Origin of the sequence: Brevibacillus sp. M2.1A, assembly GCF_013284355.2 — a bacterium.
In the GTDB taxonomy this organism is placed as follows: Bacteria; Bacillota; Bacilli; order Brevibacillales; family Brevibacillaceae; genus Brevibacillus.
Map to the genome: position 1 here is coordinate 1,573,692 of NZ_JABSUY020000001.1, position 21,403 is coordinate 1,595,094.

General features: G+C 45.4%; 18 protein-coding genes. 11 read left to right on the plus strand and 7 right to left on the minus strand.

Translation table 11 applies throughout. The features are described from left to right. Positions 1-13 precede the first annotated feature (13 nt). Positions 14-508 (minus strand): GNAT family N-acetyltransferase, encoded by a 495-nt coding sequence (locus tag HP567_RS07675; protein ID WP_173611320.1) that lies wholly within the window; start codon positions 506-508, stop codon positions 14-16. Between the two features lie 310 nt (positions 509-818). Between HP567_RS07675 and HP567_RS07680 the strand changes: the two genes are divergently transcribed. From HP567_RS07680 to HP567_RS07690, 3 genes are read left to right on the plus strand one after another with little or no spacing between them, the layout of a single operon-like run. Beyond that, positions 819-2,624, plus strand: coding sequence for a hypothetical protein (locus HP567_RS07680; RefSeq protein WP_173611321.1), 1,806 nt, complete (start codon positions 819-821; stop codon positions 2,622-2,624). A 16-nt stretch (positions 2,625-2,640) separates the two neighbouring features. Beyond that, entirely contained in the window at positions 2,641-8,010 is a 5,370-nt protein-coding gene (locus HP567_RS07685; RefSeq protein WP_173611322.1) for an RHS repeat domain-containing protein, read from the plus strand. A 14-nt stretch (positions 8,011-8,024) separates the two neighbouring features. Continuing rightward, positions 8,025-8,258: a hypothetical protein gene (locus tag HP567_RS07690; RefSeq protein WP_173611323.1), complete on the plus strand. Its 234-nt coding sequence runs from the start codon at positions 8,025-8,027 to the stop codon at positions 8,256-8,258. Positions 8,259-9,138: 880 nt separating this feature from the next. On the opposite strand, the gene HP567_RS07695 is transcribed toward HP567_RS07690, so the two are convergent. Continuing rightward, positions 9,139-10,020 carry a YitT family protein gene (locus tag HP567_RS07695; protein ID WP_173611324.1) on the minus strand — a complete coding sequence of 294 codons (882 nt, stop codon included), beginning with the start codon at positions 10,018-10,020 and terminating at the stop codon, positions 9,139-9,141. A 241-nt stretch (positions 10,021-10,261) separates the two neighbouring features. Between HP567_RS07695 and HP567_RS07700 the strand changes: the two genes are divergently transcribed. From HP567_RS07700 to HP567_RS07710, 3 genes are all read left to right on the plus strand, one after another. Beyond that, positions 10,262-10,747: an SRPBCC family protein gene (locus tag HP567_RS07700; RefSeq protein WP_173611325.1), complete on the plus strand. Its 486-nt coding sequence runs from the start codon at positions 10,262-10,264 to the stop codon at positions 10,745-10,747. A gap of 83 nt (positions 10,748-10,830) precedes the next feature. After that, a complete protein-coding gene (locus HP567_RS07705; RefSeq protein ID WP_173611326.1) occupies positions 10,831-11,157 on the plus strand; it encodes a YnfA family protein in 327 nt (108 codons plus the stop codon). Positions 11,158-11,176: 19 nt separating this feature from the next. Next, positions 11,177-11,821: a DUF2625 domain-containing protein gene (locus tag HP567_RS07710; RefSeq protein ID WP_173611327.1), complete on the plus strand. Its 645-nt coding sequence runs from the start codon at positions 11,177-11,179 to the stop codon at positions 11,819-11,821. Between the two features lie 37 nt (positions 11,822-11,858). On the opposite strand, the gene eutH is transcribed toward HP567_RS07710, so the two are convergent. The 4 genes from eutH to HP567_RS07730 all read right to left on the minus strand — a co-directional run bounded on the left by eutH (position 11,859) and on the right by HP567_RS07730 (position 15,672). Next, complete coding sequence (gene eutH, locus HP567_RS07715) at positions 11,859-13,130, minus strand: ethanolamine utilization protein EutH (protein ID WP_173611328.1); 1,272 nt, start codon at positions 13,128-13,130, stop codon at positions 11,859-11,861. Between the two features lie 376 nt (positions 13,131-13,506). Beyond that, complete coding sequence (locus tag HP567_RS07720; RefSeq protein WP_048031362.1) at positions 13,507-13,707, minus strand: cold-shock protein; 201 nt, start codon at positions 13,705-13,707, stop codon at positions 13,507-13,509. Between the two features lie 247 nt (positions 13,708-13,954). Then, complete coding sequence (locus HP567_RS07725; protein ID WP_173611329.1) at positions 13,955-14,554, minus strand: nitroreductase family protein; 600 nt, start codon at positions 14,552-14,554, stop codon at positions 13,955-13,957. A 332-nt stretch (positions 14,555-14,886) separates the two neighbouring features. Then, the gene (locus HP567_RS07730) at positions 14,887-15,672 is read right to left on the minus strand and encodes a class I SAM-dependent methyltransferase (protein WP_173611330.1); all 786 of its coding nucleotides are present in this window, start codon (positions 15,670-15,672) and stop codon (positions 14,887-14,889) included. Between the two features lie 149 nt (positions 15,673-15,821). On the opposite strand from HP567_RS07730, the gene HP567_RS07735 reads away from it, so the two are divergent. Both HP567_RS07735 and HP567_RS07740 read left to right on the plus strand, forming a co-directional pair. Further along, entirely contained in the window at positions 15,822-16,484 is a 663-nt protein-coding gene (locus HP567_RS07735) for a futalosine hydrolase (protein ID WP_173611331.1), read from the plus strand. Continuing rightward, positions 16,481-17,326, plus strand: a complete 846-nt coding sequence (locus HP567_RS07740) for a 1,4-dihydroxy-6-naphthoate synthase (protein ID WP_173611332.1) — start codon at positions 16,481-16,483, stop codon at positions 17,324-17,326. Before HP567_RS07735 ends, HP567_RS07740 begins: the two co-directional genes overlap by 4 nt. A 64-nt stretch (positions 17,327-17,390) precedes the next feature. On the opposite strand, the gene HP567_RS07745 is transcribed toward HP567_RS07740, so the two are convergent. After that, positions 17,391-17,927, minus strand: a complete 537-nt coding sequence (locus HP567_RS07745; protein ID WP_173611333.1) for a superoxide dismutase family protein — start codon at positions 17,925-17,927, stop codon at positions 17,391-17,393. Between the two features lie 157 nt (positions 17,928-18,084). Between HP567_RS07745 and HP567_RS07750 the strand changes: the two genes are divergently transcribed. The 3 genes from HP567_RS07750 to HP567_RS07760 all read left to right on the plus strand — a co-directional run bounded on the left by HP567_RS07750 (position 18,085) and on the right by HP567_RS07760 (position 21,401). After that, positions 18,085-18,762 (plus strand): response regulator transcription factor, encoded by a 678-nt coding sequence (locus tag HP567_RS07750; RefSeq protein WP_173611334.1) that lies wholly within the window; start codon positions 18,085-18,087, stop codon positions 18,760-18,762. Continuing rightward, positions 18,759-20,198, plus strand: coding sequence for a sensor histidine kinase (locus HP567_RS07755; RefSeq protein ID WP_173611335.1), 1,440 nt, complete (start codon positions 18,759-18,761; stop codon positions 20,196-20,198). The genes HP567_RS07750 and HP567_RS07755 overlap by 4 nt, the downstream gene beginning before the upstream one ends. 114 nt (positions 20,199-20,312) lie before the next feature. Then, a complete protein-coding gene (locus tag HP567_RS07760) occupies positions 20,313-21,401 on the plus strand; it encodes a Fe(3+) ABC transporter substrate-binding protein (RefSeq protein WP_173611336.1) in 1,089 nt (362 codons plus the stop codon). Positions 21,402-21,403 lie beyond the last annotated feature (2 nt).

Consider the following 21,403-nt stretch of genomic DNA (forward strand, 5'->3'; position numbering starts at 1 on the left):
TGGCTTTTTTCTGCTATGGTTTCGAAAGGAACGTTTGTATGACTTTGCCATCCACTTGACGCTCTTGATAGTGATTGGCTGTGTAATCGCGGATGCTGGCACGCCAAAAGCCGATGGCAGGCACGTTGTTTTCCAATTGAAAGACTTCCCAGGCACCCGGGAACAATTTGAAGATTTGATGAGAGGCCGCTTTTCCGATCCCTTGCCGACGGTAGCGTTTCATGATGAAAAATTCGGCAATGGAGTGGATGGATGGCAAATCCGGATCAGAGCTTGTGAGCATGCGGACGAGGACAAACCCGGCCAGCTTTCCATTAACCTTGATAAAAAAGGGATGGCGTTCTGGTTCGACCCAATACTTCTCAAAGTAGTCATAGCCAAACAAGCCGTCGTCATCTACTTCGAAAGGCTCAAACTCAGTGAAGTCGTACGTATACAGCTCCAACAGTTGCTTGAGAGCGTGCTTCTGTTCAAAAGGGACGCGCTCTATCGAGAATGCTTGATTCACTGAGAAAACCTCCTTTTTCCATGAGATATAGGAGTATCGTACTCTATTTTTTACGTTGTGGAAACATATGGTAGACACTTCTTTACAGAAGCTCACACAAGCGTTCATTTTGCCCGAGATAGTTCCAGTCAGGCTATACTAGAGTCAAACGAAAGAAATCAATACGAAGCAAGATAGCAGCCATCCGGTGATCAGCCGGGTGGCTGTTTGCGTTTGGTGGTTGGTTTCATCGTTTAACAAAACCAAAAGAAAGGGGTACAGGAATCACATGAAAAGGAAGCATCTTATTTTTTTCTTGGTTTGTTGTCTCATGTTGCAACCCGCATCGATTATTGCAAAAGAAAGAGACAATCCTTCCAAAAAGGCTTTGCCAATGGAGGCGACAGATCGGTCTATCCAGCAAATAGATCGTGAGTGGGTCCATTATCAAAATGAATGGGAGCTGCTCATGAAGCTTTCCGTCAAAAACAAGGATCTCGAACTGGCAAAAAAATTGAATCGGGAAAGAAACGAACTTCTCGCAAAATGGAAAGACAAGAGAACAGGAGGTTCACTTGAGAAATACCAAGCTGAATTGAAAACGGCACGGATGCAATTAACGAGTCCGCCTGTGAGGTCTTTTGCTGCTGCAAAAGCAATTTCTGTAGCTTCTGTCGATCTATACGAGCCGAATGATGAGGTTTCACAGGCTTCTCCGGTCAGCATTGGGAATTCAATCGAAAGTTACCTGTCGTACTCAGGCGATCAGGACTTTTATTGGTTCGAGGCCAAGAAAAATGCTCCGATAACAGTCAGCCTGCAAGTTCCTTCTGCCATGGATTATGACGTCTATGTCCTTGATGAGCTTGGGGAGGTAGTAGCAAGCAGTGCCAATGGTACAGGTGAAGAAGAAATGGCTTCGTTCCAGGCAACGGCCGGAAGCAAGTATTATCCAGTTGTGTATGGGTTTGATTTTTCTACCGACGAACCGTATCAACTACGGCTGGCAGAAGATCAGTTATATGTCTTTCAGCCATACGATGTCAGTCTCCCTGAAGGAGTCGATCAGGTTTTTCAATTAACACCGACAACCGATGGAGTCTTTCGGATTTATACAGGACCATATGGTGACGTTGGCCCGGAAAATGACACGATGATTGAGTTGTATTCCAATTCGAGTCTGACAGATTTGCTCGCAGACAACGATGATGTTTCCGACCTAACACGCTTCTCAGAGGTAACGTCACATTTGGTTGGAGGTCAACCGTATTTTGTCAAACTAAGTGCTCTCAGCGGAAATCTTCACACGCGAATTCGGGCAGAGCTCGACCCGCAATCGTATCCAGAACTGAAGACGAACAATCCTCTGGACGTCACGCTGGAAGGCGTATCAAGAAATGTATACAAATTTACGCCTGATGCTTCGGGATATGTAAAATTTTCCACAAGTCCTTTTGGCGAAGGGGATATGGTTGTGGATACTGTACTCGAACTCTATTCTGACGAAAATCTGACGAATCAAATTGCCACGAACGATGACAATGGAGAATCGCTGTTTTCAGAGATTCAGATGTATGTAACATCCGGTGAGACTATCTATGTTGTGCTTTGGGCATATAGTGATGATTTCTCTTTTGTGAGGCTGAATACGAGTGCTGATCCTTCAGCGAGCCCTACGATTTCAGTAGGATCTGCGGTTATCCAGGAAAACTTGCTCAATGACGGAACCATTACGGCTACACAGGTTGTTACACTTGCCAATGGAACATTTGTTCATGACATGTCTTCCGGAGTCACTGTGAATAACTTACCCGCAGGCTTAGGTCTTCAGGTTACAAGGGTAAGTGACACACAAATATTTATTGCATTTACGGGCAAGGCAATGAATCATGCGAACGTAAATGACGTATCGAACGCAACTGTATCTATTGATCCCGCAAAAGTAGTCGGTGCCTCTACCAATCTTACGAGTAATCCGTTTCGTTTTGATTTCATCGACACTGTCAGCGGAGGTTCATTCCAATATGTTTACAATAACCGGAATCAATTGACTCAAATTTATGAGAACGGGACTCTAATTATCGAGATCACCTACGATGAAAACGGGATCGTGTTAACAAAAACAAGAGTGAATTAAAGGAGGGATAACCATCATGAACTTACAAAAATGGCTAACGTCATTTGTAACAGCCGCTTTGGTCACGACCGCGATTTTTCCAAGTATGGCCTATGCGACACCAACCAATAAGTCTGTAAAGAAGGATACGAAAGAATGGGTCATTGAGAAAATCAATAACGTCCCATCTAAAAGCCCTCAGGAAACAGACGCTGCTCAAGTGCCAGTGTTGACACAAGCGGAGCTGAAGGAACTGTCATGGGACCCGCTCTCAGTTGAGACAGTGACCGAAATGACGAAAACATTTGATCGCAAATCGATGCAGATCGCCTCTTACTTCTATCCGAAGCTGCGAAAGCTGTTGAGCAGCAAGGAAAAGGTAGAGCAAAATACATGGAACGATAAAGTGGTCCAAGATTTGCTGAAAAGTGTAACGACTAGTCAACGGGAACAATTAATGACCCACGTTCCTGACATTTTTACGTTTGAGAAAAAACAGGAAGTAGCTGAATGGAGCAAGCAGACAATGGGGCTCGCACTTGCAGCTGAAGACGTCCAATACTCAGTAGGACAAATGGCGCAGTATTACACGAAAACGTACTCGGGCAAACCCGTAGACGAGTTTTATCGTGCTGCGAATCTGGTTGAGACAGACTTGGCTTTGTCAGGGAAGAACGGAATGGATCTGGTCATTCAACGGATGTACAACCAGTTGGATAGCAAAACGAGAGAACCTGTATTGAAATACGATAGTAGAAATGAAACGTGGGAAAATCGCAGGGAAACTAAGTTGTTTAAAAACGAGTTCATTCCCTTTGCAACAGGGTGGACCTTCAATATTCCGATGTTTGAATATTATGACGAGATTACAACAGAAGAAGTCAGTCTCTTTACGGAAAATGGGGAGGAGAAAACGCAATATCGTTTAGCTGTTCGGGAGGACGAAGCGGGCAGAAGCGTATCGCGCTATGTTTTTCATCTGGAAGACGGTACGACTCTCATCCGGGAAGGGAATAAGTGGGTGAATTATCCCTATGAAGGAATCTCCTTTACCGAACAAGCAGAGGGACGAGATGTTGAATTAATTGTCAATGGATTTCGTTATACGTTTGAGCGATCTGGCAGTGAGCTGTTGGTCACAAAACGCAACCCATTTGGCGATACGATCCGATATCGAATGGATGAACAAAATGACTCTGTCGTCGAAATCGAGGATACCTATGGACGCTTTGTAGTGATGGAGCGTGATACGGCAGGCGGAATTAAAAACCTGAAGCTGTACAGAGATGAAACAGATAAAGATCAGGATGAGCCAATCAAAACGGTTGACTATGATGTCGTGTACAGCAACAATACGAATCCTGAACGCAGCACATCTGCTGAGTTGGTTTCCGTTGAACAAAACAATGAAGTCGTTGCTACCTATGAGTATGAAATGAGGGAGGCAGAATTTAACCTTATTAGCGATTATACCTTCAGTCGTGATGATTCCTTTGCTTTTGAGTCGTACGATTACTTGGATCAGGATAACGAAAATCGCAACAAAAATTTGGATTACATGCTGTTGCGATCGGTTCATTATCCGATCAATGGGTTAACGATGACCTATTACTATTCCATCTATCAGGAAAATAAAGTGGCACAAAGCCGTGGAGTTGTTCGACTTTACCAGGATGACAATATTCTGTCCTATGTCAGCTATCATCCAGTAAGTATGGTTGATTTCAGTTACATTCCGTACGGAAAGACAGAAGAAGAAGTCATGTACAGCTTGGAATACAGCATAGGGAAAATGTGGGAAATCTGGAAGAAGCCAAGAAGCTGGTCGTTCCATCGATTGATCGACGCAGATGAGCGTTTCGGCGATATTGTTTCTACGATTGAATATGATTCCTTTTTACATGGAGTTGAGAAGACCTTTGAGACTGATGAAAGCGGGAACCATCTAGTAAAGCGGATTCGAACCAAAACGCTGCGGAACAATCCAGATTTGCAAATCAGCGACGGTAATACAACCTACAAATACAACCCCATCCAATATACAACCTATGCCTATCAGAATAAAAAGCCAATCTATCAATTCAGTTTTATGGACGGTGTCCCCAACGAAACGGTTCGTGAGTTCTTGATGGACCCGCAAGTAGATGCCGATGGTTCTTTGCAAATTGATTCTGCGACCGAAGAGATTTTACCCAATTATGCAAAGATCTCAAAGTTCCGCTATAACGACTTCGGAGATATCACTGAGCATGTTGACGCCAGTGGCATTGTGACGAAATGGAACTATGAGTTTTTTACCGTATGGGGAGAAGATCGAGCATATCGCCCTGTTGAAAAGATTACCAAAAAATCAAGTGACAACACGTTGGTACAGACTAATTCGTTCACCTTTAATGCCGATAGGCTGATTGATCAGGAAACAGAAGAACGAACCTACCCAACCAGTACAGGTGAAAGAACAGATACGGTTATCCGTAATCTGGAGTACAACACTGACGAACAGGTTTCGAAAATAGAAGAGATCACTTCTACGACTGATCCTGCGATTTCTGATAGCTATTTGGTGACAACATTTGATCAGTACGACAATTATGGACACGTGATCGAAAAGGCTATCAAGGAAGTTGATTTGGGCAATCAGACTACCGATCTTGTTTTTCACTATGAATATGTGAATGGTCTGGATTTGTTAGAGACACAAACTTTCAGTGATGGCAGTACAGTTCACTACTTCTATGACAATCTGGATCGTCTTAACGAAGAAGTTTTTGATCACGACGGACAGAAAAAGACAGTTGCGTATACCTTCGACGATGCTTCGCGTAAAGTGACCAAAGAAGTATTTACGAATGGAGAAGCAGACCCTTATGCATTGAAACAGGTTACGTACTATACCGTTCATGGTGATGTGGAATTACAGGAAGAAGTGAGTGACAGCGGTGCAAGATCGCTGGTTGCCAACGAGTATAGCAGAAGCTTGTTTGACGGCAGACATGTTCGTTCCACTACCCCGAATGGAATGGAAGAACGTAAGCTGGAATATGACTACTATACGGATGGCAGCCTGAAGTCTGTTACGAATTCAAAGGGAGAAACAACGTCTCATTCCTATGCGAACACAGCAGTAACTGAGGACAGCTATTTGCCACAAGGAGCCGCTGTTGCCCAGCACCCGAATGGCTTGCAAACTGTTCAGTTGTTTGACCAATTCGGTTATGTACAAGTGGAGCAGGACCTCAGTCAAACACGACGGATCGAATATGACTATGACGGATGGGGCAGGCTCTCGGCGAAAGAAGTCTATGGCTACGATGGAGGAGTCCGTCATTGGAACTATTTGTACGATGTTTCAGGAAACCTTGTATATTTAATTGATCCACTGAATCAAGAGTATCGTTATGATTATGATCCTCAAGGTAACCTCGTCAAGGTAACGGAAAATGGCACAGAGACTAGACAGTATGCCTATAATAATCTCTCCTGGAAATTGGGAGAATCCGATGGACAGGGAAATCAGAGTGAAAGCATACGCTATCAGTTGAACGGTGAAATTGATTCTGTCACCGATAAGGCAGGAAATGTTCATCAATACAGCTACACGCCGTTTTATGAAATAGCCGAGTTACGTGTAAGCAAAACGGATGGCACCACTGTTTATACGAGTACAAATGAGTATGATGCCATTACTCGCCAGATCATCAGACAGTCAAACAGCGATGGGCAAGAAATCGCATACAGCTACGATGCATATGGTCGCTTGAAAAACCAGACAGCGTTTAACCGTAGCTACACGATTGGCTACGAAAACGACGATAGTGCCATGGATTACCTGACATATCCAGATGGTACGAGAGTCAACTATTCTTACGACTATGAAGGCAGAATCAAGAGCGTCGATAGTACACTTTCCGGGTTGATCACCTATCATTACACACGCAGCTCCTCTGGTGACACGGAGACGGTTCGCTATCCGAATGGCGTAGAGGCTCGGAAAGAATACAATTCCTTTGGGGAAGCTGTCACAACAGGGCATACGCAAAATGGTGCTTCCGTGTGGTCGGAACAGTTACGCTATGATGCATTTGGCAACAAAACAGAGATTCAGCAAAACGGAAAGACCTATCGCTACGAGTACGATCAGATTGATCGAATCGCGACGGAGTCGAATCCGCAGGGCGAGCGCACCTATCGTTACGACACAAGAGGCAATCGGGAACATGTGGAAGGCACCGAGCCACATACAAGAGACAGCTATACATTTACCTATGATGGATTGAACCGCTTGAAAACCTATTCGAAACAGAATGGGGACAGCGGTTCTTTCGCGTACAATCCGGATGGATTACGTGCTGTGAAGGAATCCAATGGGGATGCTACGAAATATGTTTACGTAAATGGGTATGTGATAGAAGAATTAGATCAAAACGGAAATGTGAAAGCCCGAAACATCTGGGGCAACGGCATTTTATTCCGCAAGCTCCAAAGTGGCGGGCAGCAAGGTGGCTATTACCTCGGAGACAGTCTGGGCAATGTCAAAAAGATCGTAGACAGAAACGGACAAGTACTCAACACCTACGAATACGATATTTGGGGTAACGTTGTTGCGAAGTCGGAGTCTATGGAAAATCCGTTTATGTATACGGGCGAGATTTACGACTCGGAAACAGGGCTGTATTATCTACGTGCTAGGTACTATGATCCGAGTGTTGGGCGGTTTATTTCGGAGGATGCGTATAAGGGTGCGGTGGATAATCCGCTGACGCTTAACAGGTATACGTATGTGGAGAATAATCCATTGAGATACACTGATCCAAGTGGACATAGAAAAAGAGGTATAGATTTTTCGTGGTCATTTTTTACGTATCAATATGGGATTCACGATGGCACGTACGTAGATGCTTGGTTCGACGGAGATATTACAGACTCAGAATTTCTGAAAGGTGTAGGTATTAAACATTATGGCTGGAGAAGCGGGGATGATAGAAGTCGAGGGGACATAATTGGAAGCCTGAATGACTTTGATAATGATGAGAAAAATGTAGTGGAGAACTTGTTGGAAATGGGGCATGATGTAAAGCCTATTCCAAGGATAAAAGGTCAAAAAACTTACGATTTTGATGTTGATGGTGTCCCTACAGAGTTAAAAACAGCAAACCCTCAAAATGGTCTACTGAACATTAATTCAGCAAGTGACAAGATACGTGAAGGTCTACTGAAACAACAAGCACATGTTGTAATTTATGATATGAGAAAGTTGAAAAGTGATCCATCAGTCTTCAATATTTATGAGGTTATTTATGACACAGCTAGAAAAATGAAAGATCAAGTATGGGGAAAGGAAGTCCATATTTGGACTAAAGACGGGATTTACAAATTTAATTATGGTTATCCTGAAAATATGACATAGGAGATGAAAAATAAATGGCTGGAATGCAATGTAAATGTGGAAAGATACTTTCGAACACCAGTTCTCCTAATGAAGTTCAACTAAGGGTGTATTCTGATCTAGAGTACGAAGAAATTCTTGGGTTATCATCAATCAGAGATATATTTCCACCAAAAAATGATGTCTGGCGATGCAACAATTGTGAAAGAATATACGTATTTGACGAAGAAGATAATCTTGTAAAAACCTATGTATTAGAGAAAGACTAATGTTATAAACCCCAGACGAGCATATGCTTGTCTGGGGTTCTTTGTGATATTTTGCTCTTGAGGAAGAGAAAAATAGCTCCGACCCAAATGAACCGTTTTATCCCTAATAGGTAACATCACCCTTTTTGAGATTTTCTTATTAGAATCGGATTCATGCGAACCGGTCAAGGTGAAAAATGCGGAGCTAAGCGAAGGAGTGAAGGTTTCTTTTTTTGCTTGAATTATTATTCTTATTTCAATAACAGTCTATTGAACATGTAAGACCGGGAGACAACTGACAAATCACTCACAAAAACATCACAGAATAGGATGATGATGTAAAGTGGAGGTACTTGGTCAATTTTTTCTGATGATGATATAGAGGAAATATCCGTTTTAAAAGATCTATGTAATGGAATTAGTGTAAATGGTAGCCTTTTTATATGCTTTGAGGTACTAGATGGTATTTTTCAGGAACGAAATATCTAGTAGATATGAACAGAATTGTTTAGAAAGAAATGATGTCAACGAGCCTGATGAATGAGTAGAGGGAAATACCCAATGCGTTAAATTTAGTGACAGGTGAAATTAACTTAGAATAACAAATGATCAGGGTATCAGTAGTATAAGTTGAGGTGAAAAATCCATGAGTAAATTTCAAATGCTAACCGATGAGCGCTCTGAGGAATTTTTTAGAGTTGATTGCTAATGATATGGTCGAGCTATTTCATATTACGTTAGAAGAGGCAATAGGTAGAATGAACCGGGAGTGGAGAGTCCTTTGGGGTTTATTCATGTAAAAAGCATTCTTACAAAGAAAATTTGTACTCGTAATTACAAAAAAATACCCTATAGACAGACGTTCCCCAACGCCCACTCTATAGGGTACACTTTTTTCCTTTTAATGAATCGCGTTCTTCTTAAACTGCCCACCGCGCACATCGTGAATATTGCCCACAGCCAGGAAGGCATTCGGGTCCACTTCTTCCACGATCAGCTTCAGCTTGGCTTCTTCCAAACGCGTAATAATGCAGAAAATCACTTTCTTGTCGTCTCCGGTATAGCCGCCTTCCCCATTCAAATAGGTAACGCCACGACCCAGACGAGCAACAATCGCATCTCCCAAATCCTTGTGATTGTCGCTAATAATCCATACCGCTTTCGACTCCTGGAAGCCTTCGATGGTCAGATCGATCATTTTGAATGCAATGTAATAGGCGATCAGCGAGTACATCGCGCGATCCCAACCGAATACAAATCCGGCACTGCTCAAAATGAATAAGTTCATAAACATTACGATCTCACCAACGGAGAACGGAGATTTCTTGTTAAGCAGTACAGCGACGATCTCTGTACCGTCCAGAGAGCCTCCATAGCGGAGAACGAGTCCTACGCCAATCCCTAGAAGTATGCCGCCAAAAACAGCTGCAAGCAGGGGATCATCCGTTAGCCCTTTGACAGGGTGAAGGAGTGTCGTTCCAATTGACATGATCGTAACCCCAAAGAGGGTTGAGAGTGCAAACGTTTTTCCGATTTGCTTATACCCTATAATTAAGAAGGGCAAGTTAAGCACGAACAGGAAAACGCCAAGAGGCAACCCAGACAGATGCGAGGTAATAATCGAGATACCTACGATTCCACCGTCAATAATATTGTTCGGTACGAGAAAAATCTCGAGCGCTACCGAAAACAGGGAAGCACCAATCAGGATACCGAAGATCCTCTTGAGCAATTTTCCAATGGGTAATTTCTGATGAGCCGATTTAGCAAGTGGTTGTTCCATCGTTCCTCTCCCCATTGTGAAATTTTTTACTTACTTAGCTATTATAGCATTCATTCTTATGCGATTACTGCACAATTACACTTTTTAGTAAAAAATATTCCATTCAGACTTATTCAGACTCATTTTTACACTTGAAATCTCGCTCGGACGTGAAGTTGGAAGTAGCGAGTGTTCTGTATTGACTGGCTATACAGAAATTGCTATTTTCAAACTGTTAGGAAAATAGTTGGGGGGAAGCATAATGGGTTTCTTGAAAGCGGAGATAGAAGTATCATCATCTATAGAGCTGGTTTGGTGGGCATGGACACGAAAGGAACGGCTTGTGCAGTGGTTTGCGCCTGATGCAACGATTGAGCCGTACCTGGGCGGAGCGTATGAATTGTACTTCCATCCAGCCAATCGCGACCAGATGGGGACGAAAGGCTGCATCATTACCCATTTTGAACCGAAGGAGCGCCTCGGCTTTACATGGAAGGGACCGGATGAATTCGCAGATACCATGAATCACGAGGATGCTTTGACTTATGTGCTTGTCACTTTGTCTGAAGCAGGGGGGAAAACGCAAGTATTGGTCGAGCATTTCGGTTGGAAAGAGGGAGAGGAGTGGGAAAAGGCTCGGGGTTGGCACGAAATGGCTTGGTCTCATGTTCTGGGGAGCCTGAAATCTGCACTTGAATCGGGCGAAGGAGATTTGTGCTGCTCTCCACAAGCTGCCCATCAAGGATAGATTTTGAGGATTTGTCCGTCATGGCGAGCCAATAGACGTGATCTTTACGCTTACTTGTTTTGATAGGAAAAGAGGAGACATGAATGACAGCAACGATACTCTTGTTTATTTTGGCGGGATTGGCGGAAATCGGCGGGGGATATTTGGTATGGCTGTGGCTAAAGGAGTCCAAGCCGTACTGGTACGGTATCGTTGGTGCGCTGATCTTGGTTTTGTACGGAATCATTCCTACGCTTCAAAGCTTCCCTTCCTTCGGGCGGGTATATGCCGCCTATGGAGGGGTTTTTATCATTCTTGCGGTTTTTTGGGGATGGTTGGTGGATAAAAAGACACCCGATTTGTATGATTGGGTGGGCGCTATCATCTGCTTGGTCGGAGTGAGCGTCATCTTATGGGCGCCGCGCCAATAGTTTGGGAGTGGAGGCAGAAATGAAAAGCTTCGAGGAATTGTACTGCGAAAAGGATTCAGCGTTGGAAGAAATAAACAAATGGCAGTCAGCATCAGACCGGAAAATTACCCTTCTTCCATCTGAAAAGGAGAAGGGGAAAAAACAGCTTGTTGATCTACAAGTGACGACGAGGTCAACTCTAGGTGCTGTTGCTTTTGAAACAGGCGGGATTCTGATACACCAAGGCTGGCTACGGATTCTAGGGTCTGGCCATCCTTATTTACCCCGTTCCATCACTTCTTGGAATCAGCAATGTGCCTTGAACGGGATGCTGCTGGTAGCAGACGATGTCATAGGGGGGTTCTTTGCGATCAATGGTGGAATGTTTCCGGATTCGATAGGCGGTATATGGTATTTCGCTCCGGACAGTCTTGCGTGGGAGGATCTTGAAATTGGCTATACCGACTTTTTGCAATGGGCAATGACCGGGGATATCCATACGTTTTATGAGACATTTTTCTGGAAGGATTGGGAGAAGGACGTTTCCAAGCTAAAAGGCGATGAAATGTTTGCAATCTATCCTTTTTTGTGGTCGAAGGAAGCTCGTGAATTAACAATGGAGGGGTGCTCCAAAAAGCCGGTACCTGCATTGGAAATTTGGGAGATGAGCAAGAAAGTTGAGTAAAGGAAAGAGCGGCCCTCGAAGGACCGCTCTTTTGCTTTTATTGTTTGGTTGCTGCAACTTCAGCTTGAGCGCTGTGATGATCCAAGTACTCATCTGGACCGATAATTCCCGCAGCACGATCTTGTTTTTCCAGTTCAAGGGCTTTCGGTACGGAGAGCCAGTAAGCGAAAGCAATCCCGATAATACCTGCACCCAATTTACCAAGCATGACCGGCAAGATAATGTTTGGTTGGAAGTTTGCCGAGAAGGACAAGTGATCACCCAACAAGAAAGCGGAACAAACCCCGAAGGAAATGTTGATCACCTTGTCTTTTGGCGGCATGGAACGAATGAGACGGAACATCGCCAGGATGTTCGCGCTCGTTGCGAGCAAGCCTGCACTACCAGAAGGGCTCATGCCTAGCTTATTACCCAATACTTCGAGTGGCTTCGCTGCATATTTACGCAGCATGTAAACCATTGGGAACGCACCTGCGAGCATGATACCGATGTAACCAGCGGTCTCCAACGCACGGTATTGGTCGGTTGGATCGGCGATGATCGGATCGAAGCCCCATGCTCCGAAAATCTTTGTAAAGATACCAGTAAAGTGTTGCACGATCGAGAATACGAGTACGAGCTTGATAGCTGCATCCATTGTCTTTCCGAAAATCATGAAGCCTTTAATCATCAAGTCTGGCAGGAAGCGCAGACCAGCAGCAATTGCTAATACGAAGAACAAAATTGGTGAAAGGTTCAGAAGTACCTGTCCGAAGCCAATGGCAAAAGCATAAGTCGATTCAGCATTCGTCGAGATTTCATTGCGAACCTCTGCATTTGTCAAAACCAGAATGGCACTGGAGATAAAAGCACCGATCGGAACTGTCAAAATTCCGGACATTACGCCAAGCGCCATGTATTTATGGTCGCGCTTGTCCAACATAGCAAGTCCCATTGGGATGGAGAACACGATCGTAGCACCGGCCATCAGACCGACGATCATCGCCATAATCCAACCTTCCGTGGAGGTCTTCAGGAGGTTTGCCAACTGATAGCCACCCATGTCAGATGCGAGAATCGCAGTTGCCGCAATCGCAGGATCTGCTCCAATTTTGTTGAAGATGGGTGATACCGCTTTTTCAACGAACCAAGAGATGTACGGGAGGGATGCCATAATACCGGCAGCAGGAACGAAGATGTAACCTGTTGAGTGAATCCCTTCCATGAACTCCTTACCGAGACCCTCATCGCTGTTGCGGATCGCGGCAATGGCACCAATTACTGCACATAACATGATGATGTAAATAATAACGCTTCCAATGTGCTCCATGGATATCCCACCTTTTTGCGGATGTAAACAATAAAAGCACTTAGGATCTCATTAAATAAATGAGATATACCCTAAGCGCCTTTGCTTACTTGTATGAACTTGTTTACAGGTAATGGTAATAACAGCCAACTGGAACCGCTTTCATAGCTCGCTAAAAATAAACGGAAAATACATGTCGCGTTTATTCCATATGTGTACATTCTGAATATTTTATGCTAGAAAGCGCCGTTGCTTTACTCTGCATTATAAAGAGATTATATGGGGAGGCATGGCTAATGTCAACTGCCCTTTAGGAACAAAGAACGAATTATGTGAGGAAAAAGTGCTGGAAAAAAAAGCCGCCCTTGTTATTCGCAAGGGCAGCTTTATGTGTAATTTACAGTTTTACTACGTTCTCAGCTTGTGGACCACGGTTGCCTTCAACCACGTTGAATTCTACGCGTTGGCCTTCTTCGAGGGTTTTGAAACCGTCGCCTTGGATTGCGCTGAAGTGAACGAATACATCGTTTCCGCCTTCAACTGCGATGAAGCCATAACCTTTTTCTGCGTTGAACCATTTAACTGTACCTGTTTGCATGGGTGTTACCTCCAACAAAATAAAATGAATATGTAACTTTTATTTATATAAAATAAAATTCACACATTGTAAAAGGTTCAAACATAAGTGTAAACCCTTTACAATATGTGAACGCTTTAAATAAGAATCTTTTGTTTAAGCTAATACTATCACAGACGACAGAGGAAAGCAATCGCTCAATACACGAAAGGACGGCCCGAATAGGAAATTCTGAGCCGTCCATTACAAACATGGAGCAAAATGTTACTTAGGAAAAGAACTTCACTCTCTCATCCAACGATTGGAATTGTTTTTCTCCTGGTTGAGCGGTTGGCTTGCCAAAAGGCATCTGTGCTCTCAGCTTCCATTCGCTAGGGAGCTTCCACGTTTGTTGGACTTCTTCATCGATGAGTGGATTGTAATGCTGCAAGGAAGCACCGAAGCCCTCGATTTCCAAAGCAGTCCATACAACATACTGAAGCATTCCGGAAGATTGCTCGGACCAAATCGGGAAATTATCTTTGTACGCTTCGAATTGCTGCATGAGGTTTTGGACGACGCTTTGGTCTTCAAAGAAAAGAACAGTGCCGTAGCCGCTACCGAAGGAGTTCATTTTTTCTTCCGTGGCTCCGAAATTTTCAGCGGGAACGATTTTACGCAGCGTTTCTTTGGTAATGTTCCACAGCTTATCGTGCTCTGCACCCAAGAGGACGACAACGCGAGCGCTTTGGGAGTTGAATGCGGATGGTGTGTACTTTACTGCTTCCTGTACGATTTCTTTAATGCGTTCATCAGAGACAACATTTTCCTTGCTGATCCCATAGTACGTTCTTCTGTCTTTTACGGCTGCAATAAAATCCTTACCCACTTTGCATTCCTCCTGCAACTTGTTTTTACACTAACATGATGCATTATTAGGGAGAAGCTTATTCAATGTTTTGTTTCTTACATTTCGTAATTAAATATAAATTTCTGTGCAACTATTGTCAACTTCTGGGTTTGCTAATAGCGATAAGTAAACTTTTTACGGTTAAAATGGGATGAGAAGGTTCGAATTAGTAAGGAGGATATTATGATTACCAAAATGGCGGGGACCTATGCGACTTTTCAGGATGAAGACGGCAACAGCAATTTGCTAAAAGGATAAGCGAAGTGACGACCTCGGGCCAAATGCGGCTGGAGGTTTTTTAACAGGACGAATCAAACAATCGCGCGTACGAGGTAATACATATGCGTAGTAGGCAGACCGTCAGAAGTCGCATAGCGGTCAAAAATCGGCATAACACTCTCCATGTGTTGTTCGATGGCGGACGTGAGAATAGTGGGACTTTGCCCAAAGCAACGCATGCGAATGACATCGAGCGGGGCCTGAAAATACTCGGTGGCAATCACGGTCTGAATATCCACTCGCTGAAAAGCGGCTTGTCTCAGTCTCTCCTGCAGATTTTGCAAGATCGGGGTGTCTGCTGTACGTGAACCAAATAAATGAGGAAACCATTCGAATAATTCGGCGGACAACTGATCGCCCGGATGTAATCCAATGAATGCGCCTCCTCTTTTGACGACGCGTGCTATATCTGGATAGGCGGAGGTAGGTCCCTTGCGATTGTAGGCGCAATCGAACGTATCGTCATGGAAGGGGAGGGTATATTTCGTATTGGTGACAACGAAGGAGACGTTTTCGGGTGTTTGCGTACGGGTCTTTTGCACAAAGTTTTCTGTCACATCCAAGCCGACGATTTCTTTGGCAGAACGGCTCCAGTGCAGTGTGAATGCGCCATGCCCGCAGCCGATGTCAAGAACGGATTGATTCGGAACGATACGACTAATTTCTTCCATAAAAAGCGACTCGCCATTCGGTTCTGTAATGGTAGAGCGCCATGGGTATACGTATTCACCTGTCATTTTGCCCAACTGTGTGTACCAGGCCAAAGAGTGGGGAGCAAGCCAGTCGGGATGGGTGTTCGGATTCGGTGGATGAAGCATGATCGGTCACCTCTCATCTAACGGAAATGGACAACAGGATTCATTGTAAGTATTTCCCTGTCTTTTGACAAACTTTTTAAACGGCTTTACATAGACGAAAAGTAGCGATAACGTGGAAGATGGAAAGCGGTTGAAAGGAGCCAGGGCAAATGATTTTGTCACAACAATATAGAAGCATTTTGGTCGTGACCTCCGTTGACGCAGAACGGGATGCAGTGATGCGCGGCCTTCAAGGAGATGAGCGATTCACTGTTATCGCTGGGGGAGTAGGGCCGGCAGCAGCCGCAGCGAGTACAGCCAGAGCACTTGCATGCGCGGACTATGATCTCGTCATTTGTGCAGGTATATGCGGTGGATTCGTGGGACAAGCAGAGATCGGGTCGCTGGTTGTCGCAACTGAGATTATTTGTGCCGATTTGGGTGCAGAAACGCCTGAGGGCTTTTGCAGTGTGGACGAGCTCGGATTTGGATCAGCTCGGGTAAGAGTTGATCAGGAGTTGGTCGAACGGCTGGCCAATTCCATGAAAGAGGCAGGCTTGGTCGCCAAAAAAGGCATCATTCTCACACTATCCACCGTGACGGGAACAGCGGAAACTGCGACGGCTTTGGCACAGCGGATGCCAGAAGCACTAGCTGAAGCAATGGAGGGGTACGGCGTTGCGACTGCTGCCGAGTCTGCTGGACGACCTGTTCTGGAAATTCGCACGGTATCGAATGCAATTGGACCGCGGGATAAATCCGCTTGGCGGATAAAAGATGCGTTGGAATCTCTGGAAAAGGGAAGCTCTGTACTACGGGAGGTACTATCATGAAAATTGCATTTTCACCATGTCCGAATGACACTTTTGTTTTTCATGCCTGGGCACATGATTTGATTCCGGGAGCGCCAAAGCTCGATATTATGTATGCAGATATCGATATTACGAATACGCTTGCTGCACAGGGAGAAGGCCCAGAAGTAATGAAAATCTCCTATGCGGCATTGCCATGGGTGATGGACAACTACTCGTTGCTCCCATGCGGCGGTGCACTGGGCAGAGGATGCGGGCCACTCGTTTTGACGCAAGGAAATTCTGGCCAGAGCGCGAATGATCCAGCACGCCTGTCCAACAAACGGGTAGCGGTTCCGAGTGAGCGCTCCACAGCTTATCTACTGTTCCGGCTCTGGGCTGCACAAAATGTCCCGGGTGGTGTAGGGGAGATCGTCGTCATGCCGTTTCATGAGATTATGCCTGCTGTACGTGACGGCAAGATCGATGCAGGACTCGTAATCCACGAGGCTCGTTTTACGTATCAAAACTACGGGCTGTCTCTCATGACTGACTTGGGCAACTGGTGGGAGTCTGATACCAATCTGCCGATTCCACTGGGTGCCATTATTGCGAAAAAATCAATGGACATCGAGGCTCTGACCAATTGGACGCGCTCCTCTGTGGAATATGCGTGGGCGAATCCGACTGCGTCACAAGAATATGTCATGTCCCATGCCCAGGAGTTATCCCTGGAGGTAGCGCAAGCGCATATTAACTTGTACGTGAATGAATTTACGAGAAATTTGGGTAACGATGGTTATGCAGCTGTCGAGGCGTTGCTCGGTCGTGCAGCCGAGGAAGGGCTTGTACCAGCATTTGATTTGTCGACATTACGGCGCTAGCTAATTCAATAATGCGAGGGGGCAGCTAACCAGGGTTGCCCCCTTTTCCTGTTCGAGGGAAGCGTTATCCAGCGTAGATCAATCCACATGCCAGGCGTTTTCCGCTATTTCCTGCCGGCTGTGAATGGAAGTCATCCGGACCTTGATGGATGATCAAGCTTCTGCCGACGACATCTGCTGCACTGATTTTGTTTGTGAAAAAAGTCATTCGTGCATAGCCGTCATTGGAAAACAGCACGGGAAAGTCGCCGACGTGGTTGCCATGTGGTTGTTGTGTAGGGTTCCAATGACTGCCTGCTGCGGTAAAAGGATCTTCCGGATTTCCTACCGTACAGACGCCATGCTCATGCAAATGAAAACCAAATGGCCCGATTTGCTGCTGATTGCCAGTGGCTGGCTGGAAAGCGGGGAGGCCGCTGACTTCGACGAACACTTCGGTGCCGTAGGGGACATCGGTAAAAACAACGTAGCCGTGCAGGTTCGGTGCCAGTGGGCCACCCTGAATTTCGGCAAAAGATTGTCCTGTTCTCCGTCCATGTTGGGAGGACACGGCTCGCAAGTCATGTTCATATGGGTATTCATAAGGCTGATATCCATACATGTTATACACCACCTTACTTCATGAACCAGTTTGACATATTTTATGTAGGTGATGGGCGTATGGTTACTGGGCTGGGTAGGAGAACATTGACGTTGATAATTATTTTCATCTACAATCAGGTGGAATTCCCCGGCATGGGCAAAAGGGTGGGCAAAACGTGAAAAGAGTGTTGCTGATAGAAGATGAGATCAATATGGCCCGATTTATTGAACTGGAGCTGCGCTACGAATCGTTTGCGATTACAGTCGCGCATGATGGACATAAAGGACTCGAGCTCGCTTTGCAGGAAGAATGGGATGTCATATTATTGGACGTCATGCTTCCGGGGCTTGATGGTATTGCGGTTTGTCAAAAAATACGCAGCGTGAAAAAAACGCCGATAATTATGCTGACAGCCAGAGACAGTATTACGGACCGCGTCTCAGGCTTGGACAGTGGGGCCGATGATTATATTCCGAAGCCATTCGCGATTGAGGAGCTGTTGGCACGCATACGCGTCGTGTTCCGCCGTCAGGAAGAACAGGAGAATGTCCCTCGAACCATGCTCGCGCATCGAGGGTTGGTAGTCCATATGGAGGGACGTATCGTCACTAAAAATAATCAACCTGTCGAGCTGACCAAAAGAGAGTACGATTTACTCGTGACGTTTATGAAAAACATCAATCGAGTCCTACCTCGCGAGGTGCTGCTCGATACTGTATGGGGTTTCGAGGCGGCTGTCGAGACCAATGTTGTCGATGTATATGTTCGGTATTTGCGCAATAAAATCGATTCCCCCAATGAGGACAGCTATATCTCGACTGTACGCGGGATTGGCTACGTGATGCGAAAATGAGAGGACCATCGAGATTTTTAAAGCTCCCGATCAAATGGAAGCTGACACTCTGGTCGTCGCTTCTGCTTTTTCTTGTATTCATTGGCTATAATGGCTTCCAATACTTTTTTGTAGAGAAGTGGATGTTTAATCAGGAAGAGCAGGTTGTGCAGCAGACAATGCGAGAATTTCTTAACTACGCATTGGAAAAAGAGCAATCTTTTGAGGGCGAGGACCTCACAGAGCTGCGCAGCTTCCTGGAGAAAATCAATCAACGAAACCAGATGATTCGTATTCTGGACGAAGAGGGTAATCCGATTGTTGTCGTATCGGAAAATTTTCAAGATATCACACTGCCACCGCTTCCGCCTGTTCAGTCGATTCGCACCCAGACCCAAGAAGTGCGTGGTGACCTATTGATCATGAGCAGTCCGCTTACGATCTTTCAATTTAACGGGACAGTGATGATTCTGAAGAATATGAAAGAGTTTGGGCAGTTGAGTGGTGCGCTCTTTCAGGTCATGGCTATTGGATGCTTCACTGCTGTGATTATAAGCGGTCTGGGTGGCAGATTGCTCGCGAGGCAGTTACTTCGACCCCTGCAATCGATGAATGAAACGATGAGCAACGTCCGGCAAAAAGGATTCCATGAACGTGTGCAGTTTCACGATAATCAGGATGAGATTGCGACCTTGATGAAAATGTTCAATAAAATGATGGATCAGGTGGAGCGTTCCTTTTTGCAGCAGAGACAATTCGTCGAAGATGCCTCACATGAGCTGCGGACGCCGATTGCGATTATCGAAGGGCATCTGGGAATGCTCCGGCGCTGGGGTAAACATGATCCGGCTGTTTTGGAGGAATCCTTGCAGACATCGGTTCAAGAGCTCGCCAGATTAAAAGGACTGGTGCAGGAGCTGCTCGCTTTGACGAGAGCGGAGCATGTGGAGGTAGAAGAGGATGTCGCGCTCCATGAGCCGGATCGAGCTGTCTATCACATCGTCAAGAAATTCGCCATGATTCAGCCGACATTTACGATTGAGCAAGAACTTGCGCCTTTGGCTGGAGAAATTCTGGCCATATCGGAAGAACACTTGGAGCAAGTGCTACTGATCCTTTTGGATAATGCGGTCAAGTATTCCGGGGAGAGCAGGAGAGTCTGCGTGAGGGCCAAGGTGGAAGAAACGGTAGCCTGTATGGAAATCATCGATGAAGGAATCGGCATACCCGAGCAGGATTTGCCGTATGTCTTGGACCGGTTGTATCGGGTAGACAAAGCAAGAAGCAGCGGGGAGAGCGGGTATGGACTCGGACTTGCCATCGCCAAACGATTGCTCACGCGTTACAACGGTATCATAACGATTCAGAGTGTGGAGCAGAAAGGGACGACTGTGTCTATTTTTGTGCCGCTTCGTTCAGCGAATTTCAACCGATCCGCATCTCAAATAAAAAATTGAGGATGTTTTTTTATTTTCACAGCATTTTCTCATTTTTGTTCGATACAATAAGCCTTGTCAATTGGCAATGATATTCATTATCAATAATCAGTGCGATAGAGAGGGAGAATCAAAATGAGAAAAAAATCGATGCTGGCGGTCATGCTGAGTACGATGCTGACGATGCCTTTACTTGCTGCATGCGGAAACGGCGCGAATACTGCCCAGCCGCAAACAGAAGCGCCAAAGGCACAGGAGCCGGCTGCCACAGAGCAAGTCGTGAACGTATTTACTGCGCGTCATTATGATATTGATAGCAAATTGTTCGCTGAATTTACCAAGCAAACAGGCATCAAGGTAAATGAAGTGAAGGGCACAGCAGAAGAGCTGGTTGAGCGCTTGAAGCGTGAAGGGGAGAGCTCCGAAGCGGATTTGTTCATCACGGTTGACGGTGGAGTTCTGAACTACGCGAAGCAAAATGGCGTTCTGCAACCGATTCAATCTGCTGAAGTAGAGAAAAACGTACCGAAAGAGCTGCGTGATCCTGACAACCAATGGATCGGTATGGCTACCCGTGCGCGAGTAATCGTCTATGCGAAAGATCGCGTGAAGCCAGAGCAGCTGTCTACGTATGAAGATTTGGCTACAGATAAATGGAAAGGCAAAGTATTGGTACGCTCTTCTTCCAACCTGTACAACCAGTCACTCGTTGCTTCTTTTATAGAGCTGAATGGCGAGCAGGCTGCTTTGGATTGGGCAAAAGGTCTTGTAAACAATTTCGCGCGCAAGCCTGAAGGTGGAGATCGCGATCAGGCAAAGGCTGTCGTTGCCAAAGTCGGTGACGTTGCGATCATGAACACCTACTATGTTGGGCAAATGCTGAACTCCAAAGATGCAGAGGAAGTAAAAGTCGCGCAAAACATCGGCGTTTTCTTCCCGAACCAAGAAACGACAGGCACACACTTGAACATCAGCGGTATTGGTTTGACCAAGCACGCGAAAAACAAGGACAATGCCGTGAAGTTGATTGAGTTCGTCACAGGGAAAGAGGCTCAAACGATGCTGACAAACGGAAGCTACGAGTTCCCTGTCAATGCAGAGGCTGACAAGCCTGCTCTTTTGAAAGAGTGGGGAGAATTCAAAACGCAAAAGCTCGACTTTGCCAAGCTCGGTGAGTATAACAAAAAAGCGGTAGAACTGCTGAATCAAGCAGGTTGGAAATAAGC